This window comes from Thermodesulfobacteriota bacterium, from assembly GCA_040753795.1.
GTDB lineage: Bacteria > Desulfobacterota > Desulfobacteria > Desulfobacterales > Desulfosudaceae > JBFMDX01.
The window spans coordinates 189,874-211,994 of the sequence record JBFMDX010000007.1; the positions used below are offsets into that span (position 1 = coordinate 189,874).

Genomic DNA, 22,121 nt, shown 5'->3' on the forward strand with positions numbered 1-22,121 from the left:
TGCCTACTGATTTGAAGCCGGTTTCATGATGGCGGGGCCATCATTATAGTAGAGCGTGTAGACTGCGACATAGCCCTGCTCTTCCTCGTTGCGGGATACTTCCACGTATTCAGAAGTAATCTTCACGACCGTCCACCCGTCAACCTCGTCACCTTTACGTACCGTCCATTCATCTCCGGTATCGGCATCAACCAGAACGGCTGTTTCCGCATTCTCCATTTGCGGATCATGCCGAAAATCCCTGGCCTGTAAATTTTCACCACAGGCGACCCCGACGATCACGATTACAAAAAACAGGCTGTATATGATGATTTTATGCATACTTCCTCCCGTCTATTTTAAATGAACGCGCCAATCGCGGAAAACCCGTCAATCCGTATAAGAACAGACCGACCCGCTGGGATAAGGCGTGTTGATAGAAATAAAGCCTCCCCATGAGTAGAAGCCGTTGTACGGCTTAAACCATGGCACATGCCGGATCCAGCAGGGGCTTGTCGAGCAGGTTGGAAAACTGTTGTAGTAAACCATCTGATTTTTGATGCCCGTTAAATATATCGAGCTGTAGTAATTGATATTGCTGTGACTGAAGGGATCCGCGTCCTGCACCTTCGTCACCCGACCCGATACATCAATGACGCCTGACCGGGCGTAATCACAAAGCGCAAGCACCGGGCGGGCGGTAGCACCCGCATCCAGATATGGGGTTGTATAAGTTGTACCTCCGATCCGGAGAGCAAGGTCTCTTAACGCATGGGCATAAACATCTCTGTCGGCAACGCCGTCACCGTCTGTATCCCCGGCCTCGATTGCCCCGGCCGATCCGGCGTCATATAGCTTGTTATACAGGCATATTTTATCCATCCGGTTAGTGATATCCACGGGCGTCGGCTCCGAAATATCCTTATATCCCAGGCACAACGCATTGGATTTATCTCCCACGGTCCCGTTATAGATCAGGAAGAGATGGACATCCGTGGCCCACAACGGCAATTCCGTGGGCAGGTTAAACTCCAGCCGCGTGGAAACCCCGCTGGGAAGGGAGACGCCTTCTTTGCCGGCGACAATGCGGTAAAACGTATCGTTGCTGGTGGCGCCCGGCGGATAGGTAAACTGGTTTGATTGTCCCAGCCGGTATTTTACCTGAAGGGCCACCGAACCGCCGGTCATGTTGCCCGCCTGGGAGATGTTTTTGGCGTTGATCACGATCTTGTTAAACCCCAGGTGCGCCGGGTCATTGACATATCTGGGGTCTGATGTATCCGCATAATAGGGATGCCGGTCGGTTATGGCGTAAACCTTCTCCGTCGGCAGGGAAAGCTCTATCAGGGGGATGGTAATTTTTGAGGCGGCCACGGCATTGATTGTTTCCTGTCCCATGCGGCCTTTCATCACCAGCATAAATTCTCCGGGCACCTTGGCGTCTTGAGGAATGGCGAACAATTCCAGGGGATTGCTTTGTCCTCCGGCCGCGACTGACATATAGGCGGCTGTCATATTGAAGATGTCTTCTTCGGTTGGATTAACGGCATCCTGCCAGGGATAGCTGTCCACATTGTTGACGGGCACCCGTTCGTCATTGACATTGTCGTAATAGAGTTCAAACCGGCCCTGAATATCCTCATCCATGGGGTTGACAATGTAACACCCCTCGCCGTCAGCCGCCAGCTTCATGTTGCCGCGGAAAAAATAGTCAAGCAGGGAAGCGGAATATCCCACCGCCCGGGGAATGAGCTTGGCGGCGTAGTCGGCATAACAGGTTTCATCCAAAAAAACAGGAAGTTGCCTGCTGCTGACATTAGGGAAATACTCTTTCCGGAAAGACTCCAAATAGCTGATGACCGCCAAATGGTTAATTTGCTCCCCAGGGTGACCATTGGTGCTTGATAGATATTGTCGGTCAAGATCGGGAATACCCTCCGGTACGTAATCAAGGATGACTTCACAATGTTCAGCCTTGGGGAAAGGAAAGTTTTGGGTAAACATGGTATATTCGCTAAGAAAATTAAAATTGGTGTATTCGGCCAATCCAAGCGTGTCCATGCCGATTCCGTTGTAACTTGCATTCAGTTGGTCCGTATCCCAGAATTGCGTTAAAAATGGATCGGTAAAATTTTCTTTTATTGCGCTTTCAAACCAAGGCGCTCTATTGTTCCGCTTGACATAAAATTCAAAGCCGTTTCCAAACCATTTCGATGGCCATTCTTTTTCTATCCGTACCATGGTATGGCCCTGGGAAAAATCATTGCGGACATGGGCCGGCACAGCCATGTCTTGAAGAAGGTGAACAACCTGACCTATAGCCTGGAAGCAGTTGATCATGGATTCGTCCCGCGTACTTTCATCGGGCGCGACGTTCACCCCATTAAAATCTTTTCCCGTAAGATAAGCATAAAAGTGTTCTCTGGCACTGTCCCAGTCCCACTGGTTGGATTTCTGAACTTCATTATCTTTAATAAGCGGGTCGACCGACAAATATCCAGTTGCCAGGTGATATTTGATGCGATTTCACCCGGAGGATACTGTCCCATACCAAAGCCCCAGCACCACAACTCTGTCAGCCAGCGAGTATCCGTTAATTCGGAATCACCCCAGCCTGATAGGGGATTATGAAAATGGTTGGATGCGCGGCATATAGGATCATCCTCAAGCATAGCCCCCTTGCTGATTAGTTCTGTAACATACTGACCTTTAAAGAACGTCCCGGGCTGTTTTGGATCTCCCGATTTAGTAAAGCCAAAATTGCTCTGCAAATATTTATCAGCATTCGAAAAACGAACAGCATTTTTTGTTATGTTAGGATGTGTTATTTCGTCATTCCATGTATACCCATTCATGGGAAGTAACATCGCAATGCTCAATATTAATAAAAAGGAATATTTCTTCATTTTGGCGCTCCTGCTTTTTCCTGCTTTTCTTTTTTATTAAGGGCTTCTTTCTTCTTTTGTATATCTTCCATCACCATCTCAATCTCTTCTCCGATTCCATCCAGACCACCGACTTCACCGGATAAAGAGTCTGTAAATTGTGCATGTCGAAGGAGTCTCTCTCTGGCCGTTGCTGTAAAAGGCTCAAGCTCAATAACCATCCCGTTTCTTACCTTAAAACCGGTTCTCTCCTTAACATCATCAGATGTTCTTGTCCCGTACTGATCCGTAATTTTGATGGGTTCTCCTTGCAAAAAAACATTTTTAGCATCCCAACAGACATAACCTTTTTTATAAACTCCCATGCTAAAACTTTTTAAAAAATACTTGGGAATACTGAAGTATCCGTCTTTATTAGAGGTGTCTTTTGCCTCTTCTAAAATATACGTCCCGTCAGCGTAGGGAGCGAAAAGAGCGCCAATCTTCGTCCCGGTCCAGCTTATGGCAATGGACGCCCCTTCAATAGGATCGCCGGTTGTTGCATCCACCACCCTTCCTTTGACATTGTGGTGGATACCGCAACCCGTGATTAACAGACAGAAAACCAATAAAAGGAGAAACCATATGATTTTCAATCGGCTTGTCTTCATTTTTTTAATCCCCCCTTAATAATCAAAAAAACCTGATCCGCCAGATGCCATCAGGGCCTTTTATAAACAGGACATAAAACGAATATGTCTGACCTCCTTGTTCGCCGACCATGTAATACTTGGCTTCTCCATCGATAATGTTCACCAGGGTAATATTGTTTAAGCCCGCGGAAATTTCCGGCAGATATGGCCTTAACAGCTCAAAGTTATATGCGTACATTTCCCGGCCGCCATCGGCAATAAACGTCAGGGCGCCTTCAATATCGCCACTATTTAACGCCGCCTTCATTCCCAGCCACTTTTGCTTCAGGAGCCCATCTATGGCCGCTTCATCCACCACCTCCACGGACATGCTGTCTGTATATGAATAGCCTTGCGCATCCGTCACGGTCGCCGTAAAGGTATAGATCCCTCTGGCAGACAACCGAACCCGGTATTGATCGCGGCCGCTTTCCAGAAACTCGGCCGTGCCCGGTCCGGTATACGTGATATCGGAAACGGCAAAGTCAAACGGTCCATCGATCCGCAACGTGGTTTCAAAGGGCGCCATGCCGGAGACCGGATCGGCCGTCAACTCAATATAATCTCCAGATGTATCCGCCTGGACGGTAATGGAATCGGCCATGAAGGCGCCGGAAACATCCGTAGCCCTGGCCGTAATCGTATTTTCTCCGCTCAACAGAGGCACATGATCGGCCGTAAATTCATTGCGGCTGATCAGGGCCATAACCCCGTTGACTGTTACCCCGGTTTCTTTGTTGCCGGCATGGGTAAAGGTTCCTTTTACTGATACCGTGTTGCCGATGATACCGGCGCCGTCAAGAGGGGTTGTGATCTAAAGAGTCAGCGGGTTATGAACCGTTATGGTGACGGAAGCGGACCTTGTCCCACCGCCGCCGCCGGCCGTCAGCGTGTACGTGGTGGTCTGCGCGGGTTTAATTATCCGCGTTCCGTTCAACTCAATCGGACCAATCCCCGGTTCAATGGTCACGGAGTCGGCATGGGTGGTGGTCCAGGAAAGCGTGACCGCCTCCCCGACGTTTATCTCGGACGGTTCGGCATTAAAAGTCACGGTGGGCGGATAGAGCACATTGACGGCAACAGCGGCCGTGGCTGTTCCGCCCGGGCCGAAGACGGTGATTTTATAAAGGGTTGTTTCTCCGGGCGTTACCGTCAATGAGCCGTTCACATCCACGTTGCCCACGCCCGGTTCAATAATCGCGGTATCCGCGCCGGTTGACGTCCAGGTCAGGGTCGATGATCCGCCGCCGGCAATTGTCTCCGGATCGGCGGATAAGGATGCCGTCGGCGGGTTGGTCACACCGCCCTGCCTGATCTCGATGACCAGATAAGTACCGGGCTTGCCGCTGATTTCAACCTTGAGGTTATTGCTCCGGCTTAAGCTGAGCGGAAATTTTAAGACAAATTGGTTCTGCTTGAAATCTTCAGGCGTAAAAACCGGGACGCCATTTAATAGAATTCGCGCGCTGGTAACACGATGGATGCTGTCTTCTTCGCAGTTGCGGATAACCAGTTCACCGGATCCTGTCGCAGTTGTAAAGCTGTCTTCATAAACATTTTGCGCGGCAGTGGTTCGCAAATACTGCTTGGGGCCGAACACGGCTTGATCAGCCAGGGCTTTGCCGGCATTAAACCCGAAGATGCCCAATACGGCTGACAGGACAAGCAAGACAATGGTACGTTGTTTGAACATTATCCCCCTCCCGTTGAAATTGGATGTGTTGATTTTTGACCGTAGTCCATTGTAAATAAAAAAACAATAATTTTTTATAAAGATCTGTACTTTGGTTTTGAGCAGGCCCTGCTGAACGTGATCGCCGTAGTAAAAGGGCCTATTCATTAGTGCTGTTAAGCAATTCTGCAAGGCCTGTTTTGACGGCCAATACCCGGTGCCCATCGAGGCCGGGGTGTCCAAGGGGTGCCTGGAATAGCCCCTTTCCGGCCCTGACGAAATTGACGAATAACGCCAGCTATGTGATAATGCCTTTTCAAGCATGTTGTTATCCGTTGATTTTTCGTTTCAATGAGTTCTCCTGTTTTCTTTGTTTTCCCATCACGAAAGGAGCCTGCCATGACCAATCGGTATGAGACCGCTTATCAGCAATCCATCAATAATCCGGAAGCGTTCTGGGCCGAGGCAGCTGAAGACTGCCACTGGTACAAGAAATGGGACCGGGTTCTGGACGATACGGCCAAGCCCCTTTACCGCTGGTTTACGGGCGGAGAGCTGAATACCTGCTACAATGCGCTTGATTATCATGTGGATGAACGGGGCCGGGGAGACCGGACCGCACTGATCTATGACAGCCCGGTGACCGACACTATTAAAAAATATACCTACGCCGAGCTGCGGGATGAAGTGGCCCGGTTCGCGGGCGTCCTGGCCGGCCAGGGCGTGGTCAAGGGCGACCGGGTGGTCATCTATATGCCTATGATCCCCGAGGCGGTCATGGCCATACTGGCCTGCGCCCGTATCGGCGCCATCCATTCGGTGGTGTTCGGCGGGTTCGCGCCCAGGGAACTGGCCACCCGCATCAATGACTCCCGGCCGAAGGTCATTGTCTCCGCCTCCTGCGGCATGGAAGGCCAGCGGGTCATTGCTTACAAACCGCTTCTGGACGAGGCCATCAAACTCGCCTCATCCCCTCCCCGGCGATGCGTCATCCGTCAGCGCCCTCAACTGGCGGCAACCCTTGTTCCCGGCCGGGACATTGACTGGGACGAGGCCATGGCCGCGTCCGCACCCGCGGCCTGCGTGCCGGTGGCGGCCACGGATCCGTTGTATATTCTCTACACCTCCGGCACCACCGGCCAGCCCAAGGGCGTGGTCCGGGACAACGGCGGCCACCTGGTGGCCCTGAAATGGAGCATGAAGGCTATCTATGATATCGACGAGGACGATGTCTGGTGGGCCACCTCCGATGTCGGCTGGGTGGTCGGCCACTCCTACATCGTCTATGCCCCGCTGTTCAAGGGCTGCACGACGGTCCTGTTCGAAGGCAAACCCGTGGGCACGCCGGACGCCGGCGTGTTCTGGCGGATTATCGCCCAGCACCAGGTCAAATGCATGTTTACCGCGCCCACGGCCTACCGGGCCATCCGCCGGGAGGACCCGGAGGCCAGGCTGATCAAACAATACGACCTGTCCCATTTTCGGATTCTCTTTCTGGCCGGCGAACGGTCCGACCCGGCCACCATTCAATGGTCGGAAAAGCATTTGGGCACGCCGGTCATCGACCACTGGTGGCAGACGGAAACCGGCTGGGCCATTGCCGCCAACTGCATGGGGCTGCACCGGTTTCCGGTCAAGTACGGCTCCCCCACCAAGCCGGTGCCGGGATGGGACGTGCGGGTGCTGGATGACGAGAACAAAGAAATGCCTGCCGGACAGATCGGCGCCCTTTCGGTCCGGCTGCCCCTGCCGCCCGGCACCCTGCCGACCCTGTGGCAGAATGATCAGCGCTTTATCGACGCCTACCTGAAAGAGTACCCGGGCTACTATAAGACGGCCGACGCCGGCATGATCGACGAGGATGGTTACATCTACGTCATGAGCCGCACGGACGACATCATCAATGTCGCCGGCCACCGGCTTTCCACCGGGGCCATGGAGGAAGTGCTGGCCGGCATACCCGACGTGGCCGAGTGCGCCGTGCTGGGCGTGGAGGATTCGCTCAAAGGGCAGGTGCCGGTGGGGTTTCTGGTGTTAAACGCGGCCACCTCCCGTGATCCGAAAGAGATCATCCAGGAAGCGGTGCAGCAGGTGCGAAAACAGATCGGTCCGGTGGCCGCCTTCAAACTGGCCACGGTGGTCAAGCGCCTGCCCAAGACCCGCTCCGGCAAGATCCTGCGCGGCACCATCCAGAAGATCGCCGACAACCAGACGTTTACCGTTCCCGCCACCATCGATGACCCGCAGATCATCGACGAGATCAAGCACTCTCTGGAGGAACTGGGGCTGGCCGGGGCCAAAAAACCGGAGTAGCCGCTTTCTTCAGGACAACAGTACCTGCTCGATCCGCTGGACCAGGGCGTTTTTCGGGGGCGCGCCCACCTGGGTGTCGACCAGTTGACCGTTTTTGACGAACAGAAGCGTGGGGATGCTGCGGATGCCGTAGGTTGCGGCCGTGCGCGGGTTGTCATCGACGTTGAGTTTGGCTATTTTCAGCCGGCCCCGGTAGGCCCGGGCCAGTTCGTCCAGAACAGGACCGATGGCCTTGCAGGGGCCGCACCAGGGGGCCCAGCAGTCCACCAGCACCGGCAGAGAAGACGCGAAAACCTCACGATCAAAGGTGGCGTCAGTAACGGCTACCGGCCGGTCGCCCGCGGCCGGCGGCAGCGCCGCTCCGCACTTGCCGCATCGGGGTCGCTCATCCAGCCGGTTCAGGGCCACCCGGTTTCTGGCGCGGCATTGGGGGCAGGCAATAATGGTCTGGCTGACATTCATGGTGTGCTGTTCATTCCCTCCTGAATATGAATGGCGTTCCGGTCTGCCGGCATTTTCCCGCACCGACACACCTGGCAGCGGTCATCGCCGCAGTGCTGGCAGGAAAAACAGTCCGGGCAGGCATGTTTTTTCTTCGTTGCCGCCATCGCCTCCGGAACATAAAGCTTTCCCGGCAGTCCGGGTACATCGATAAAGGGCATGATCTTTTGCCTCAAGGAGTTTTTCGGACCTTGCCGAACTCACCGTGCCAGGCGCAGCCGTTGCAATAAACATGGGTCAGGTCTTCAACGATCAGGTCCTCCCGCGATTCGGGGAAAATAGCCGAATCGTTGGCGATGGTAAATTCATGGGTGTCGTATTCGTCAACAGCGTCTTTTACATGAAAATGAAGACAACCGCATACAGGGCATCTCATGGTTTTGAACCTCCCTATATCCCCGTCAATTCCCGCACCTTTTGCTCGATCTCATCCCGGACCGACCGCATGCCGTTTATCCCCAGGCCCTTTGGATCGGGAATGTTCCATTGAATGACTTCCGCTCCCGGGACATAGGGACAGTCTTCCTCGCACCCCATGGTCACGATCTTGTCCGGTTTCATTTCCGCCAGGGCCTCGGATATGGACCGGGGCGAATCCAGAAACAGGTCGATACCTTTTTCCGCCATGGCCTCAACCATGACCGGATTGGCGGCTCCGGCCGGCGCGCTGCCGGCGCTGGCCGTCTCGAACCGGGCTCCGGCCAGGTGCCCGGCAAAGGCCGCCGCCATTTTGCTGCGGCAGGCGTTTTCCACGCACAAAAACAATATCTTTTGCCGGCTGAACAGCGGATCGAGCTTGGCGGCTTCGGCCTTTACCTCGTCCGGCACCGCCGGGAGCTTGCGCAGATCTCCGGGGTTTTCCACCCGACGGTAACCCATCTCTCCGGAAAAATTGGCGGCAACGGCGTCAAAAAAATATTTGGCGGTAAAATGCGTTCCTTCAAACAGATTTTTCCCCTTGGTGGCGCCCACGGCCAGCATCACGCCCGCCCGGGTCGCGGCCCGGGGATCGGCCAGTTTCAGCCGGTACCGGCGCGACCAGAGGGCCTGGGACCGGTCGATCAGGGCCTTGAGCTGGGAAGTGACGCTGTAAAAATACATGGGGGACGCGGCCACGATCACCTCCGCCCGCCGCAGCAAAGGATAAAGTTCCCGGCTCATGTCATCATCCTGCATGCGGCAGTAACCGTTTTGTTCACAGAAAATACAGCCCTGACAGGGTTTGATGTTTTTTTCCGGCACATTTATCATCCGGATGGTCGCGCCTTTTTTCTCCAGTTCATCCATAAAGCTTTTTAATAGAAAAGCGGTGTTGCCGTTTTTGCGGGGGCTGCCCATAAGGCCTAATGCCAGCATAACGAATATTCTCCTTTATGAAAAATCCACCACGATTTCCTCAAACGACTTGCGCCATTTGGGCGGACGAAGGGTAATGCCGGGCTTCAGATAACCGACAGCCAGAAGCAGCATGATCCAGTAGTTGTCCGGAATCTTGAACTCCTTTCGGACACCGTCGATGTCAAACCCGTCCATGGGATGGGTCTCCAGCCCAAGGCTTTTCCCGGCCAGCATCAGGGACATGGAAAAAAAACCGGCATTCTTGCAGGCAAAGGCCACCTTCCGCTCGTCGCTGACCCCGTAAAGGGAGGACGCGGCGTTGGCAAACCATTCCCGCTGAGCCTCTTTCATCTCTCCGGCATTGACCAGTTGGACAAAATTTTTCTCCGCAAAGGGATTTTCAAACTTCCAGCCGTCCATATCCGCCAGAATGATCATCGTTACCGGCGCGTCGGTAATCTTTTCCTGTTTCCAGGCATGGCCCTTTAACCTTTCTTTTTTTTCCCGGTCGCGCAGAATCATCAGGCTCCAGGGCTGAAGGTTGAACCCCGACGGCGCTCTGGACGCCAGGGTCACCATTTCGCGGATCAGACTGTCGGGGACGGCCCTGTCCGGATCAAAAAAATTGATAGCCCGCCGTGCCTCCATCAATTCCTTGAAATTCATTTTTCCCTCCTCATGATATTTTTGTCTCTAATAAATCCGATCACGCCTGGATTTTAAGAATATGGAATTATATTAACCGTTCTCTTCAAGAATCATACCAGTAAAAGAGCCTGTTCGAAAAAACCCCTGTCTTCCTATTTACAAGTTTTTTCCCCTAAAATCAAGAGGCTACAGTTATGAAGACTAATCATGCCAGCCGGTCCGTCAATTTTTAATAGCGGGTTGCGCTGAGGCAACGAGACACAAATGTCTTATACCCGTTGACAGTTCTCTCTAACAGCGGGTACAATATTTTATTATTAAGGTGCCTTCCTCTTTTTTCGTCACAATCATTCCGGGGGTGGATCATGGGACTGTTAACCAAAGGGTTCGAGCGGAGGAACTACCCCAGATACAACAAAAAAATTTCCGTCCATATCAAGAAGAAGACGCATAAGGTGGCAGGAAAGCTGAAGTCGGCGGATGCTGAGGACCAACCCCTTCTGGAGACCATGGGCAAGGACATCAGTCAGGGCGGGCTGTGTTTTTACAGTGATGACCCCTATGCGCCCGGATCCGAGTTGCAGATGACCATCCGAATCTCCGGCGTCAAGGATGAAACCGGGCATACGTCGCTTTACCTGATGGCCTCTTCCATTCCCGTGCGGGCGGTTGTCAAAGTGGCCTGGTGCAGACCGGCCGCCCACGGGGCGGGATATGAGGTCGGCGTCGCCTTCACGGAAATATTCGGAGACGACTACAAAATTCTTCAAAATAATCTTAACGACTGAATAACGGGTGCGGTAAATCTCTTACCGCACCCGAAGCATGATTACCCCCCACAGGTTACGTGGTGACCGTGATCTTTCTGGGCTGCGCTTTTTCCGCCTTGGGCAGCGTCAGCTTCAGGACACCGTCATTCAGGTTGGCCCCTATCTTTTCCTGGTTGATAATGTCGGAAATAGTAAACTGACGGAAATATTTTCCGACCTCATATTCAATGACCAGGTCTTCCTCATTGGCGGATTCAAACGGCGCTATGTCTCCGGTCAAGGTCAGCACATTATCCTTAAGATCGATGGTCAACCCCTCGGGTTTGACGCCGGGAAGATCGGCCAGCAGGGTAATGGCCTTGTCGGTTTCAAATATATCAACAGCCGGCGTGAAATACGGGCCCGGAAACGTCTGTTCCGGAGCCGCCACTTCCTGTTTTTCCTTTACCTGCATTTCCTTGGTTTTATCGTTTGACATGGTCGTTCCTCCTTATATTGGGAAAAATCGGATTACTTGATCTGGATCTGACGGGGTTTGGCGGCCTCGGCCTTGGGTATGGTCACGGTCAGAACACCCAGGGCCAGTTTGGCCTCAATTTTGGCGCTGTCAATTTCCGTGGGCAGCTTGACAATACGCGAAAATTTCCCCGCGTCCCGCTCCCGGCGATGATAGCGGACACTATCTCCCTCTTCCGTGACCTTGCGTTCGCCGGAAAGGACGATGTCGTTGTGGGCGGTCTGGATGTCCAGATCCGCCGCGGTCACGCCCGGCAGCTCGGCCCGGAGATAATAATTGTCCTTGTCTTCGGTCAGATTGATCAGCGGAAACACCCCGCTCCCGACCAGGCGGTAACCGCTCCTTTTGATGTTTCCCAGAAGATTGTCCAGCCGGCGGCGCATGCTGTCCAGTTCGTCAAAGGAGCTTCTTAAATCAAATGTCGGAAAGTTAATCATAATTATACCCCCTTTTCTAATGGTTACTCCCTTTTTCCGGTATTGACCGGAATGGTTTCTGGATGAATGCCTTGCTTTTTGATTTAAAAGATAATAATCGGCAAAAAGCTGTCAAGGGGCTGCTTTTATTGTCGAAGAAAGAAAAAGGCGGCCGGGAAGGCCGCCTCTACGCAAAAACCTGGCTCTCGGCCTATAGTTGTTCCAGCAGCTTTTCTTTCTTGGCCTTATACTCCTTTTCATCGATCAGGCCGGAGTCGTAAAGCTCTTTGAGGTAACGCAGCTTTTCGGTATTCTCCTGCTTGCGGGTTTCCCAAGAATCGCCGGATTTCATGGCCGCCGGCTTATCAGCGGCAACCGGCGCCGGTTCTTTTTCGATCGCTTTGAGCGGTTGAGAAGGGCTTTCCTGCAGAGGGACCGGTTCGGCTTTTATGGTCTGGGGTTCAGGCGCAACTACCGGCTCAGTCTTTAGCGCTTTATCAGGTTCAGAAGCCGCCAAGGAGTCGGTTTTAACCGGAGCCGCGGCTTCCGGTGTTCCGGTCGCGGGCGAAGCCGCCGGGGCAGGCGGCGGCTCGGGGATATGTTTCATGTCCGCCACTATCCACAGGGGGAAGGGGTTACCTTTTTCCGTCAGACGGTGTTCCACAAAATCAGGCGCGACGATGGGAGCAAAAGAGGAACGGATCATCAGGGGATCGGCATTATCCGCCTGTGATAACGCATCCGGTCTGCTGCTTAAAATTTCTTCATTCACATACCCAAAGGCCAGGTTCAGACGGTCTCCGGTTTCCACAAAGGCCACGCCGCCGGTCTGCCGGTCTTTTTTAAACAGCAGGCCGCCGCCGCGGTTGCGGGAAACAAACCTCACCCGCTGTTCCGGATTGGCTTTGGCCAGGGCCTGAACCAGGGCGGGAGCCAGGTGCTCGATTTCCACTTCCTGAAAAACCGGTTTCCGCTCCGGTTTTCCATAAATCGCGGAATCCGCAAGATAGGACAGTTGCGTCAGGAGGTTTTTCAGGTTCTCCGGGCTGATATCGGCCGGATGGTGGAACTGCTGTTGGACCACCTGCCCTTTGCGGACCTTGTGTTCCAGGCTGACCGTAACCTCATTCTGATCAACTACCGGAGTCTTCACCCAGTAGGGTGCGCAACCCGCAAGGGCGGCGAGGCACAGCCCTAAAGCCAGAAAAATGGAACGCTTTTTCATGAACAAAACCCTCCGACATATGGATTTACTGTGGAACGAATCAGCACCAGTGCCAGACGGCTTGCCGGTCCTGCTCGCGATAACCGATGTACCCCAGGTCGGAAAACTGCTGCACGCTCAGGTTGACAAAGTCCATGGGTTTTCCCGTGACATCGGCCAGGTATCGGGCCAGGGCCTTGACCGGCGAAAGGCCGTTGGCCATGGAAAAAGGCGGGGCGTTCTCCAGCAGGTCTTCGGACAGGAGTTGAAAAACGATCTCCAGCTTCTGTTTGCCCATGTAGCGCAGCTGCTCCTCAACACTGAGCGTCCCCTCGCCAAACTCCTTTTCCATGCGGGCCTCTTCCTTTTCGATTTCATCGGAATAATAGGTTTTCACAAACCGCTCGATGTCTTCCGGGCTCAGGGCCGAGGTGCGCACGATGGCGCTGTTGGCGTCAAAATCGTTCCAGTTGTCGGTGAGCAGTTCCAGGTCGTACCGGTCCATCTCCTCCTTGACCTCGGTGCCCGGAAAGGGGGCCAGGAAGTGGTAGCCGTATTCCACGTCCAGCTCCCGGGCAAAGCGATGGGACTCCATGAGATTTTCCGGGGTTTCGCCGGGCAGGCCGACGATAAAGGAACCGAACACCCGCATGCCGGCGGCCTTGGCGTCGGCCACGGCCTTACGGACGCGGTCCAGCTTAATACCTTTTTTGATGCGGTCCAGGACCGCCTGGTTTCCGGATTCAAAACCGAAAAAAATCGAGTCGCACCCGGCCTGGCGCATCATGGCCAGCATTTCCGGGGTCACGGAATCGGCCCGGGCAAAGCCCGCCCAGCTGAAGGAAAGACCCCGCCGTTCGATTTCGGCGCAGATCTCCCGCACCCGCCGGGGATTGGAGGTGAAAAAATCATCAGCGAAATTGACGCGCTCAAACCCGTAGCCCAGCAGGGTTTCGATTTCATCCACCACCAGACGGGGATCGCGGTTGCGGATGCGGCTGCCGACCATGCGACGGCCCTGGCAGAAGATGCACCGGCCGGGACAGCCCCGGCTGGTGATGATGCTGATGGGAAACCCCAGGGCCTTATAGCGGGACATGGGCAGCAGGTGCCGGGCCGGCAGGGGCAGTCGGTCCAGATCGTCGATCAGATCGCGGAGACCGGTGAACCGGATCCGGTCGCCGTCGGCAAACGCGATCCCGCGGACCTCAGCCCAGGCCTTGCGGTCGCCGATGACCGGCACCAGTTCCTGAATGGTCGCCTCTCCTTCGCCGACAACGATCAGGTCGATTTCCGGAAATTGGCGCAGGGTGTTTTCATAATCAAAGCTGACATGGGGGCCGCCCATAACGGTCACCGCCCGCGGAAAAAGCCGCTTGGCGGTTTTAAGAATATCGGCGGCGGCAAAAAAATTTAAGGTCACCGATCCGGCGCCGATAACGTCCGGGTCAAAGTCCGCCAGTTCGGCCGCCATCTTTTCCGGTGAATAATACCGGACCATGTAATCCAGGATACGCACCTTCGCACCGGCGGCCTCAAAGGCGGCGGCGGCATAGCAAAGGCCCAGCGGGGGAGAAGGCGCCTCTTCCAGAGGATAGGGAGAGGCGATCAGAACGACTTTCATATAAATTCCAATCCACTTTTGGCTCCCGTCCGGGAATACGGACAGCAGATGACGGCAAAATCCATTCCGGAACGGCAGATGGGAACAATAGAAGAGTTTTGCCGGAGAGTCAATAAATAAGGTGCCGAATAGGCTATGGTATTACTATATCGAACTCCCCGGGTGGAGTCGTTAAGGCGTGGCGGCCTTCCGGCCCAGGTCAGCCGCCTTTTTCCTGGCTTTCTCGTCCCGGATGATATCTCCCTTGTTGGCGGCCGAAGCCATGACGACGCCCAGCCAGTGCATACCGGTCATATCAACCGTTGATTTAAAGCTATGCATTACGGGGTCGGCCGTATGGACATTGGTGTCCCCGCAGACCGTGATGACCCCGACGCGCTTGCGCTTCATTATGGCACCGTACTCCTTGTGCCAGCTCCAGTTTTCATCAAAAAAAGCGCACCACCTGTCCAGATAGGCTTTCATCTGCGCGGTCATGGACCAGAAATAGACCGGAACGCTATGGATAATGACGTCCGCTTCCAGTATCTTTTTGTGAATGGCCGGCATGTCGTCTTTGATGACACACAGACCGGTCTGGTTGCACTTCTTGCAGTCCTTGCACCCGGATATTTTCTTTTTATCCAGGATGATTTTTTCCACCCTGGCCCCGGCCGCTTCCGCAGCGGCCAGCGCGTCATCCAGAAGAACATCACTGTTGCCGCCGATTCGCGGACTTCCCATGATACCCAGTACGTTCATTTTAATCCTCCCCGGAACATGATTGAAAACATATCGGAAACCCGAGTGCCCCCGTCATACCGATAAGCCGTGAACCAGCATGTTTTGTATGACGATATCATCAACGGGCTTAGAGATCTCCCAACCCGTTTTGATTTTTGGGTGATCCCACGGGGAATTGAACCCTCGTTACAGGCGTGAGAAAGCGTTCCCCAGGCGTATTCCACCTGATTTTATTTGCTTTTTTGGCCACCAAAAGTCGTTTTGGGAACAATGGGCCGTCAAAAACAAATGCTGATGTGTTGCCAGAGGGTTGATTGTTTGTAAAAGTTAAAATCTTCCCGGACAGTTTAAGCCGAGCAATAAGCGCCACTCAACCCTTATAAATCCTCGTCTTTCTGAACTTTTCCAGAGGGGCCCTGCTTGATCTCCGTTTTGGGGCGATCTATGTTTGGATCGTTTTCATCTAAAAAACCGCTTTGAGTGTTTTCACCTCCGTCCACAGCGGACTGGCTTGTGTCAGGATTAATAATTGTATTTTCATGCATTTCTTTAGCTGTTTTTTCCGCCTGAGCCGAAACACTAGGAAGATAAACTGAAACAGCATATGCAATTGCATTATCATCATCCATCCAAGATTTTGAAGTAACCCCAGGTGGTAGAATCCCCTGGCGAATGCTTCCCCACTCATCGGAAGACTTAATCTTGTTTATAAATGTCTGTTTAGTCTGATCAAATTTTTTATATTCAACAGGATCGGGGGAAGAAGCAACATCTTTGGCTTTAAGTTCTTCAAAATCTTCGATGCTTTCTTTGGTTTGCTCATCCAGCTTTCCACGCCAACTGGTATCATCACCCAAGATCAGACCGCAGAGGGCATCTTTGGCGCGCAAGCTCGCATTTCTTTCAGCTTGAAGATTTAACTTGTTCTGCATGGTAGAATTTTGGTGCGCCTGCACAACTGCGCTTCCAAAGCCGACAAAAGCAATTTCACCAGTTTGGTCAACTGTTACAATTTTCCCCCCTATCGGTGGAACAAGACCGTTTTGGATTTCAACTAAAACTGCGTTTAAGCCATCACTTATTGTATCTGCCTGTAGGCTGTTAACATCCGGGCGTTTATATTTTCCCTGTGTTTTGGGAGTGGTAACAATACTTACCCATACCGAATTGTTAGCGGTATCATCAAAGACTTCATACACCACAAATCCCCTTAACAACATTTGAACCGTTTGCTCCAGGGTTTCTTGTGAATCATCCTTAGACGTTGCCAACGATTCAGTTTCAGTATTAATGGTGCTAAGTGTTTGCCGGATCTTGTCTTTTCCGGAATTTGAAAGCCCATTCAAAGATTCTGCTAAGCTGGTTTTTGATTGCATAAAAGCTTTAAGATATGCATTACGTTTTGAAATACGAGTAGCGGTAGAGTTATTCATTTCTCGATAGCTGCTCTGACCACACGCGACCCAACCAAACCCGCTTGGGAATTTTATCATTTTGCAGCCAGTTTCTCTCTTTTGAACAACGGTATTGATTGCATCTTGAGCTGTACTGGCAGTAACTGCTTTCTGGCTGGTCAATTGATCTTTTTCAATGGTAACTGATTGCGGTTGATTTACTGTTATCCGTTTAGCGTGCTCCTCAGGAGTTTTTGCTTGAACGGGAGGAAGAAAGTCATCGGCGTTAATGGTTGCGCATGAAGCATTTTCACAAAAACAGAAGGCGGAATACATAAGCAGATAAACAAAAATTTTTTTAATCATCTTCTTCTCCTGCCTGCTCTTCTTCAATAAAATAGCATTTTATCTCTTTTAAATTCTTCATTTCCTCTAAACTTAATTTAGTAATATAATTTAAGCTGAATCCTCGATGATATTCTCCTACAGAGCCAAAGAAAAAAGGTGAAATCATCCAAACAAAGGCATCCCGTGACGGATCGGAAAAGGAATGAACAAAAAAAGGAAAGTGTAAAAAATAAAGTTCAACATTAGGCACAAACCCTCTTGTTTCATGATGGCCATCCCACTTCAATTCGTTTGATTTTAATATACCTCCTTGCAACCCAATCAATTCAATTCGTAGTGGATACTGCGTTCTTTTAAACTTGTTCAATGCAAATGTAAATATTTTCTCATCAAGAACATACCAATTCCATCTTAAATTATCCCCGCTGCTATTGCTTCCAATATTCAAATATATTACTCTATATTGGTCGCTATTATATTTTTTTGCTAACCTCTGCTCAACATCCCATAGTGGATATTCCCATCCTGGCTGCTGCATACCACTTGGGGGAGGAATGTTGGTAGATGTATAGTCTTTTGATTTATCGACACAAACTTGCTCTAAGATTCCCTGAAGTGAGGGCGCAACTTTATCATAGTAGTCTGCTTGATTATATAAAATTTCCATTTTCCAGGAGACCACAGCGCCATCATTTTCTTTTGTTGTAATTTCTGGATTTTGATCAACTATTCGAGGAGATAGTAATCCGATTGGTAAACCTTCTAATGCTTTTGCGAATAACTCTTTAGCATCCGTTTGCGTCTTTATCTGAGTTAATGTTTCAGCGAATAACGACGTTCCATCCACTGAAATTATACTGATATTTTTTTCCCGTAATTTTTCAATTAGTTTTTTTTTTTGGACAGTGGCTTTAATAGATGACTCGAATAAACCGTCTGGCCTTCTTTCATCTTTTATTTTTTGGACTTCACTTACAAACCCGTCACTGTACGTCAGAACCTGATCTTTGATTACTGTCTCATTGTTAACTAACGTTTCGGCATCCACAACTGTCCCAAGAGCTTGTTGGATTGCATTTGAAAGTGCATTTTTAAAGGAACTTTCATAATCCAGCCCGATTCCCGTGGCCACCACTGTAATTGCTTCTGCTTGGTTTTTATTGCCTTCTGCAGAAACGTTGTTAATACAATAGGCCATCACAAAAGCCGCAATTAACAAAAAATAGTTGATCAGACTTTTCACGGGTCCGACCCTTTCTTTACTGTTCTAAAAAGCTAAAATAAAAATAAAGAACGCTTATTATGCGACACAAGACAAAATCCCCTAATATTTTATATATACATTAAGGCTGCTATTTATGTCAATTGTTCTAACTGTTTGTGCTGGATCATTATTGCCTGATGCTTTTGGTCAACACACCCTTTATTCCAGTCATTTCGTAACAGAACAACAGAAAAATTTTTTCCCCCTAGTTCTTGCTCAAACTTAAAAGATTTTATCTTCGCCAAGAATCCAGTGGATTGGTATAATTATGGTAAGCAATAATTCTCGCTTTGAGGTGTTTCAGCTTTACTATTGCAATATTTTTAAATCTAACACCTCCCCGTCATTTAGCACCTTAACGCGGGCAGGATCGATGAACTGCGTATAATCGTCGGGGAAAAACGTATGAATGGGGATAAGAATGCCGGGATTGACAGCTGTGACCAGCCGGCCCAGATCGGCAATGGTGGCATGGCCGCTGGTATGAATCTGTTTGTAGGTGATGTTTTTTTTCTGGCAAAAACTGGTGAAGATACTGTCCGGGTCACTCAAATAGCCTGTCCACATGGACCAGATGCATTGTATCCTGGCGGGATCAAGTCCGTCTGTCAGTTCTGCCAACCGTCTGTTGGCCCGGGCTAAAACAAAAAACTTCTCGGGGTTGGCCTTTAATTCATCCGGAAAAATTCTGGCGTCTCTTTTTTTCAGGGCTTTTAAGAACCCGAAATGGCCGGCATCGGCAAGCGCATTACCATGGCCATGGAAATATAGCAGCCGAATATCATCCCAGAAATACTGGGGAATGTTTTTCGACTCCTCCTTTAATAAAAAAAGGATATAGGCGGTATAATAGTCTATGACCAGGCTTCGGCCCGTTGCCTGGGCCGCCCGGCAGGCGGTCACAATTCTGTCCACATTTTGGGCCGCGCAGAATAACAGTACCAGCCTGTTGCTGTCTTTGATCTCATCGATAATCGCGTCCCGGACAGCGGGTTCGTCCGGATACGGATATTCCCCGGGCTTTCTGCCCAGCGATGACCCCTCCATTAACATGGCATCCACATCTTTTGGCGGGTGAACGATAAGATGCGCAAAGAGTCGATGCTTATAACCATGCGCCCGAAGATCACCAGTAAAAAACACTTTTTTTCCGTCTGCCTCGACTTCAACCGCAATGGCGCCAGGCGCGGAGTGGTCTACCGGATGGGCTTTGATGGTAAATGGACCGATCGAGACCGGTTTCCAGGCCGGGAGGGTTGTTATGCGTGCCGGATCGATCTGGTCGGGGAAAAACAGACGGTTTGCTCCGATCAGTTTTTTTGTGACCTCGCTGGCCAAAACCGGAACCCCGGGTTTGACAAAATGGCCGAGGCCATGATGATCCCGGTGGGCATGGGTCAGCACAATCCCGGAAATGCCGCAATCTGAATCATCGTAAAGACCCGGTACATTGGGGAGAACCTTGCTGTTTATCAGTTCATCCACCGGTCGTTTGACCGTCTTGTCGTCAAACTCCGAGCCATCGGGATTGACCAAGGGCAACCCCATATCCAGAAGCAGACCATGACCGCCGGACCTTAACTCAACACAAGTTCCGCCGATCTCATGGGTACCTTTGTGGGGGATGATCTGCATTAACATTTACCGTTATGTTATTTGATTTATTGATACTACTTTGTAAGTTCTGTCATCATAATAAGCCACATAAGGGATAATACTATCGTTCTTTATTGATAACGGAGGCCTTTGTTTAAACATGCTGATTGCGTTTGAAAAAATTGTTTTGTCGCTTAGCGCAATTGTCAATACAGATTCAACTTTTAATTCTTTGGGGACACTACCCCCAAACTCAAATAAATTATACCATGCATTGCCAGAGCTTGAACGCAACATCATGACAAGTGAACTCGCATAGATAAGATTCTGTTTAATGGCTTTTATTAGGGCTTGCGTTGATAATCCCGGCTTTTTTAGCTCCCATACAGAAAGCCTTGTCCCCCGGCCCCTACCTCTTCGTGCAAGGATATCTATATTGCCGCCTCTATTACTTGGCTCCGGTTTGCCATTACAAGCTTTTACTGGTAACGGTACTTGGAGGGGACAACCAACAATTAGAACTGGCTGGATACCGGGCATACCCCGTTTTGTGGGCGGGTTTTTCATCGCCTCTATAATTTTTGTTTCAATCTGGTGCTCCGGTGAATGAGTTGTTTTTTTTTGCAAAAACTTAAATGTATTGCGAAAATCTTTTGCTTCTTTGCTATCCCAATCGACTGGAAAATCATCTTTATTAAAAGTAAGTCCAAAGTATTTTTTATTTGACGCCACATGATTGATAGGTTTTTCCGTGATATAAAGTTTAACAGCGCCATGCTTGAGTACCCTGATTTCAGCCACTTCCTGCCCTAAAAGACGGACAGAAAAAGATGGTGTAGCTTTCTTCAATTTTGTAACACTTGTATATACCTTGAGAGGCTTCCATTCATGAAAAGCCTTTCGTGCCTTTTGAACCTCTGGCATATTTTTGTTTATATCATTTATCCAGCCCGAAATTGTTTTTTCAAAAGTTTGATTCGAGGTCCAAAGTTTTTCTACATCGGTTATCAATTGTTGCATTTTTACACCTCTTGATTTAATCGGTCCTATGAAGGCCCTCAATATCGCTTTTTCCAGGCATATAATTTAGGCCTGTTACCTCAATCCATATAATCTGAAAGGTCTCATAATACCGCCTCAACGTATCCGCCCTTGATATTGTTAAGGAGGGCATACAGCATTCCGTCTACATCAACACCGTTATTGAGCAAACGGGTATTGTTCGGGGGAGACAAATACGCTGTTACGCCCTGTTTAAACATGGCTTCGTCGGCATATTTCGGCCAGTCCCTGTACCCCGGCGATGTATAATTGAACGCATTGAACATCATCTGATTAAAAACAATGGGGTTCATTCTTCCAATCTGAGCCTGCCATTTCTGCCTCTCTCGGGCTATTTTTATTCTGGCCCAGGCAACGGCAAGGGCCTCCTCCGTAAGTGCATCATAGGTGCCGCCGAACCAAGCCCTTAAAACGTCACAATAAAAATGGAAGAGCTCATGATGGTATGTTTTTAAGGTAACTAGATGAAATCCGAACACCAAATCGTTTTTGGAAATATATCGGACACGCATCATGACTACGTGGACGAGGCTCCAAAAAAAGCCGCGGAGATTACGTGCTGATAGATAGATCCGGCCGGGACTGCTCATGGGCATGTAAAGTCCAAGAATCTTTCTGCATTCAAGACGTTCGGAAGGCGACTCGTTTTCTTTGAGGACATCCGGTTCCGGGTTGAGATATTTCTCTATGGAAACTACGGGAACATTATTGCGCCCGATCAATGCTTCTCCGAATTCGCCTTCTTCAAGCGCATCGATCTCATGCCTGATTTCCTTTGCCAGATCATCAATGATACCCATAACACCTCCGACGCATCATTCAGCTTCTTTGATTTCGCTCAAATAATTTATCAATTCACCCGCGGATTCAAATGTATCAAGCCCGTCGGCTTCATAAGGCCTGGTAAGGCTTTCTCGTACCAGTAATAATCCTCTGGCGTGATTGGTTGCGGCGTAATATCTGTCTTCAAGTGATTTGAATTTTCCGTGGCCCCGTCTCCGGCAGATGGTTGCACGTAAACCAGAGGCGAGTGAAATCTGGAGGTGACATTGTGGGCATTCAAACAGATCGCCCCGATTCAACCAGAGTTCTTTATTCATGTCTTTTGACAGGCATTCGGGGCATAGCCCATCAAAATATTGATAAAAAGACATTCCAGTTCCCCTCCTGTTTCCCCCTCATTTTTCAGGATGATA

The 22,121-nt window shown here is 50.6% G+C and carries 24 protein-coding genes; 2 read left to right on the forward strand and 22 right to left on the reverse strand.

Features of this window, described 5'->3' with window-relative positions; genetic code table 11:
* Positions 1 to 3: 3 nt before the first annotated feature.
* The 6 genes from AB1724_10795 to AB1724_10820 are packed head-to-tail and all read right to left on the reverse strand — an operon-like array spanning position 4 to position 5,228.
* Positions 4 to 321, reverse strand: coding sequence for a hypothetical protein (locus tag AB1724_10795; GenBank protein MEW6078291.1), 318 nt, complete (start codon positions 319 to 321; stop codon positions 4 to 6).
* Between the two features lie 48 nt (positions 322 to 369).
* Positions 370 to 2,358: a hypothetical protein gene (locus tag AB1724_10800; protein ID MEW6078292.1), complete on the reverse strand. Its 1,989-nt coding sequence runs from the start codon at positions 2,356 to 2,358 to the stop codon at positions 370 to 372.
* Positions 2,355 to 2,885 carry a hypothetical protein gene (locus AB1724_10805; protein MEW6078293.1) on the reverse strand — a complete coding sequence of 177 codons (531 nt, stop codon included), beginning with the start codon at positions 2,883 to 2,885 and terminating at the stop codon, positions 2,355 to 2,357. Before AB1724_10805 ends, AB1724_10800 begins: the two co-directional genes overlap by 4 nt.
* A complete protein-coding gene (locus AB1724_10810) occupies positions 2,882 to 3,514 on the reverse strand; it encodes a hypothetical protein (protein ID MEW6078294.1) in 633 nt (210 codons plus the stop codon). Before AB1724_10810 ends, AB1724_10805 begins: the two co-directional genes overlap by 4 nt.
* A 22-nt stretch (positions 3,515 to 3,536) precedes the next feature.
* Positions 3,537 to 4,349: a hypothetical protein gene (locus tag AB1724_10815; protein ID MEW6078295.1), complete on the reverse strand. Its 813-nt coding sequence runs from the start codon at positions 4,347 to 4,349 to the stop codon at positions 3,537 to 3,539.
* Complete coding sequence (locus tag AB1724_10820) at positions 4,350 to 5,228, reverse strand: hypothetical protein (protein MEW6078296.1); 879 nt, start codon at positions 5,226 to 5,228, stop codon at positions 4,350 to 4,352. It abuts the gene before it with no gap.
* A 378-nt stretch (positions 5,229 to 5,606) separates the two neighbouring features.
* Between AB1724_10820 and AB1724_10825 the strand changes: the two genes are divergently transcribed.
* Complete coding sequence (locus AB1724_10825; GenBank protein ID MEW6078297.1) at positions 5,607 to 7,520, forward strand: propionyl-CoA synthetase; 1,914 nt, start codon at positions 5,607 to 5,609, stop codon at positions 7,518 to 7,520.
* Positions 7,521 to 7,529: 9 nt separating this feature from the next.
* On the opposite strand, the gene trxA is transcribed toward AB1724_10825, so the two are convergent.
* The 5 genes from trxA to AB1724_10850 are packed head-to-tail and all read right to left on the reverse strand — an operon-like array spanning position 7,530 to position 10,025.
* On the reverse strand, positions 7,530 to 7,982 hold the full coding sequence (gene trxA / locus AB1724_10830) for a thioredoxin (protein MEW6078298.1): 453 nt from the start codon (positions 7,980 to 7,982) through the stop codon (positions 7,530 to 7,532).
* On the reverse strand, positions 7,979 to 8,182 hold the full coding sequence (locus tag AB1724_10835; GenBank protein ID MEW6078299.1) for a hypothetical protein: 204 nt from the start codon (positions 8,180 to 8,182) through the stop codon (positions 7,979 to 7,981). Before AB1724_10835 ends, trxA begins: the two co-directional genes overlap by 4 nt.
* 11 nt (positions 8,183 to 8,193) lie before the next feature.
* Complete coding sequence (locus AB1724_10840; GenBank protein MEW6078300.1) at positions 8,194 to 8,397, reverse strand: hypothetical protein; 204 nt, start codon at positions 8,395 to 8,397, stop codon at positions 8,194 to 8,196.
* Between the two features lie 14 nt (positions 8,398 to 8,411).
* Complete coding sequence (locus AB1724_10845; protein MEW6078301.1) at positions 8,412 to 9,377, reverse strand: NAD(P)H-dependent oxidoreductase; 966 nt, start codon at positions 9,375 to 9,377, stop codon at positions 8,412 to 8,414.
* Positions 9,378 to 9,392: 15 nt separating this feature from the next.
* The gene (locus AB1724_10850; protein ID MEW6078302.1) at positions 9,393 to 10,025 is read right to left on the reverse strand and encodes a nitroreductase family protein; all 633 of its coding nucleotides are present in this window, start codon (positions 10,023 to 10,025) and stop codon (positions 9,393 to 9,395) included.
* 347 nt (positions 10,026 to 10,372) lie between these two features.
* On the opposite strand from AB1724_10850, the gene AB1724_10855 reads away from it, so the two are divergent.
* Complete coding sequence (locus AB1724_10855) at positions 10,373 to 10,795, forward strand: PilZ domain-containing protein (GenBank protein ID MEW6078303.1); 423 nt, start codon at positions 10,373 to 10,375, stop codon at positions 10,793 to 10,795.
* A 55-nt stretch (positions 10,796 to 10,850) separates the two neighbouring features.
* Here AB1724_10855 and AB1724_10860 read toward each other — a convergent pair whose 3' ends face one another.
* The 11 genes from AB1724_10860 to AB1724_10910 form a co-directional block, all read right to left on the reverse strand.
* Positions 10,851 to 11,255 (reverse strand): Hsp20/alpha crystallin family protein, encoded by a 405-nt coding sequence (locus AB1724_10860; protein ID MEW6078304.1) that lies wholly within the window; start codon positions 11,253 to 11,255, stop codon positions 10,851 to 10,853.
* Positions 11,256 to 11,287: 32 nt separating this feature from the next.
* Entirely contained in the window at positions 11,288 to 11,731 is a 444-nt protein-coding gene (locus tag AB1724_10865) for an Hsp20/alpha crystallin family protein (protein ID MEW6078305.1), read from the reverse strand.
* 190 nt (positions 11,732 to 11,921) lie between these two features.
* Positions 11,922 to 12,935 carry a hypothetical protein gene (locus AB1724_10870; protein ID MEW6078306.1) on the reverse strand — a complete coding sequence of 338 codons (1,014 nt, stop codon included), beginning with the start codon at positions 12,933 to 12,935 and terminating at the stop codon, positions 11,922 to 11,924.
* A gap of 40 nt (positions 12,936 to 12,975) precedes the next feature.
* The gene (locus AB1724_10875) at positions 12,976 to 14,538 is read right to left on the reverse strand and encodes a radical SAM protein (protein ID MEW6078307.1); all 1,563 of its coding nucleotides are present in this window, start codon (positions 14,536 to 14,538) and stop codon (positions 12,976 to 12,978) included.
* Positions 14,539 to 14,709: 171 nt separating this feature from the next.
* Complete coding sequence (locus AB1724_10880) at positions 14,710 to 15,279, reverse strand: flavodoxin family protein (GenBank protein MEW6078308.1); 570 nt, start codon at positions 15,277 to 15,279, stop codon at positions 14,710 to 14,712.
* Positions 15,280 to 15,638: 359 nt separating this feature from the next.
* Positions 15,639 to 17,021, reverse strand: coding sequence for a hypothetical protein (locus AB1724_10885; GenBank protein MEW6078309.1), 1,383 nt, complete (start codon positions 17,019 to 17,021; stop codon positions 15,639 to 15,641).
* The gene (locus AB1724_10890) at positions 17,014 to 18,246 is read right to left on the reverse strand and encodes a hypothetical protein (protein ID MEW6078310.1); all 1,233 of its coding nucleotides are present in this window, start codon (positions 18,244 to 18,246) and stop codon (positions 17,014 to 17,016) included. Before AB1724_10890 ends, AB1724_10885 begins: the two co-directional genes overlap by 8 nt.
* Before the next feature lie 330 nt (positions 18,247 to 18,576).
* Positions 18,577 to 19,902, reverse strand: a complete 1,326-nt coding sequence (locus tag AB1724_10895; GenBank protein ID MEW6078311.1) for an MBL fold metallo-hydrolase — start codon at positions 19,900 to 19,902, stop codon at positions 18,577 to 18,579.
* 12 nt (positions 19,903 to 19,914) lie between these two features.
* Positions 19,915 to 20,883, reverse strand: coding sequence for a hypothetical protein (locus AB1724_10900; protein ID MEW6078312.1), 969 nt, complete (start codon positions 20,881 to 20,883; stop codon positions 19,915 to 19,917).
* 104 nt (positions 20,884 to 20,987) lie between these two features.
* Positions 20,988 to 21,725: a hypothetical protein gene (locus AB1724_10905; GenBank protein ID MEW6078313.1), complete on the reverse strand. Its 738-nt coding sequence runs from the start codon at positions 21,723 to 21,725 to the stop codon at positions 20,988 to 20,990.
* A gap of 15 nt (positions 21,726 to 21,740) precedes the next feature.
* Complete coding sequence (locus AB1724_10910; protein MEW6078314.1) at positions 21,741 to 22,079, reverse strand: hypothetical protein; 339 nt, start codon at positions 22,077 to 22,079, stop codon at positions 21,741 to 21,743.
* Positions 22,080 to 22,121 lie beyond the last annotated feature (42 nt).

Coding starts and splice junctions, on each gene's coding strand:
- AB1724_10795 (MEW6078291.1), bottom strand. CDS start 321: ATGCATAAAATCATCATATACAGCCTGTTTTTTGTAATCGTGATCGTC.
- AB1724_10805 (MEW6078293.1), bottom strand. CDS start 2,885: ATGAAGAAATATTCCTTTTTATTAATATTGAGCATTGCGATGTTACTT.
- AB1724_10810 (MEW6078294.1), bottom strand. CDS start 3,514: ATGAAGACAAGCCGATTGAAAATCATATGGTTTCTCCTTTTATTGGTT.
- AB1724_10820 (MEW6078296.1), bottom strand. CDS start 5,228: ATGTTCAAACAACGTACCATTGTCTTGCTTGTCCTGTCAGCCGTATTG.
- AB1724_10825 (MEW6078297.1), top strand. CDS start 5,607: ATGACCAATCGGTATGAGACCGCTTATCAGCAATCCATCAATAATCCG.
- trxA (MEW6078298.1), bottom strand. CDS start 7,982: ATGAATGTCAGCCAGACCATTATTGCCTGCCCCCAATGCCGCGCCAGA.
- AB1724_10835 (MEW6078299.1), bottom strand. CDS start 8,182: ATGCCCTTTATCGATGTACCCGGACTGCCGGGAAAGCTTTATGTTCCG.
- AB1724_10840 (MEW6078300.1), bottom strand. CDS start 8,397: ATGAGATGCCCTGTATGCGGTTGTCTTCATTTTCATGTAAAAGACGCT.
- AB1724_10845 (MEW6078301.1), bottom strand. CDS start 9,377: ATGCTGGCATTAGGCCTTATGGGCAGCCCCCGCAAAAACGGCAACACC.
- AB1724_10850 (MEW6078302.1), bottom strand. CDS start 10,025: ATGAATTTCAAGGAATTGATGGAGGCACGGCGGGCTATCAATTTTTTT.
- AB1724_10855 (MEW6078303.1), top strand. CDS start 10,373: ATGGGACTGTTAACCAAAGGGTTCGAGCGGAGGAACTACCCCAGATAC.
- AB1724_10860 (MEW6078304.1), bottom strand. CDS start 11,255: ATGTCAAACGATAAAACCAAGGAAATGCAGGTAAAGGAAAAACAGGAA.
- AB1724_10865 (MEW6078305.1), bottom strand. CDS start 11,731: ATGATTAACTTTCCGACATTTGATTTAAGAAGCTCCTTTGACGAACTG.
- AB1724_10870 (MEW6078306.1), bottom strand. CDS start 12,935: ATGAAAAAGCGTTCCATTTTTCTGGCTTTAGGGCTGTGCCTCGCCGCC.
- AB1724_10875 (MEW6078307.1), bottom strand. CDS start 14,538: ATGAAAGTCGTTCTGATCGCCTCTCCCTATCCTCTGGAAGAGGCGCCT.
- AB1724_10880 (MEW6078308.1), bottom strand. CDS start 15,279: ATGAACGTACTGGGTATCATGGGAAGTCCGCGAATCGGCGGCAACAGT.
- AB1724_10885 (MEW6078309.1), bottom strand. CDS start 17,021: ATGATTAAAAAAATTTTTGTTTATCTGCTTATGTATTCCGCCTTCTGT.
- AB1724_10895 (MEW6078311.1), bottom strand. CDS start 19,902: ATGCAGATCATCCCCCACAAAGGTACCCATGAGATCGGCGGAACTTGT.
- AB1724_10900 (MEW6078312.1), bottom strand. CDS start 20,883: ATGCAACAATTGATAACCGATGTAGAAAAACTTTGGACCTCGAATCAA.
- AB1724_10905 (MEW6078313.1), bottom strand. CDS start 21,725: ATGGGTATCATTGATGATCTGGCAAAGGAAATCAGGCATGAGATCGAT.
- AB1724_10910 (MEW6078314.1), bottom strand. CDS start 22,079: ATGTCTTTTTATCAATATTTTGATGGGCTATGCCCCGAATGCCTGTCA.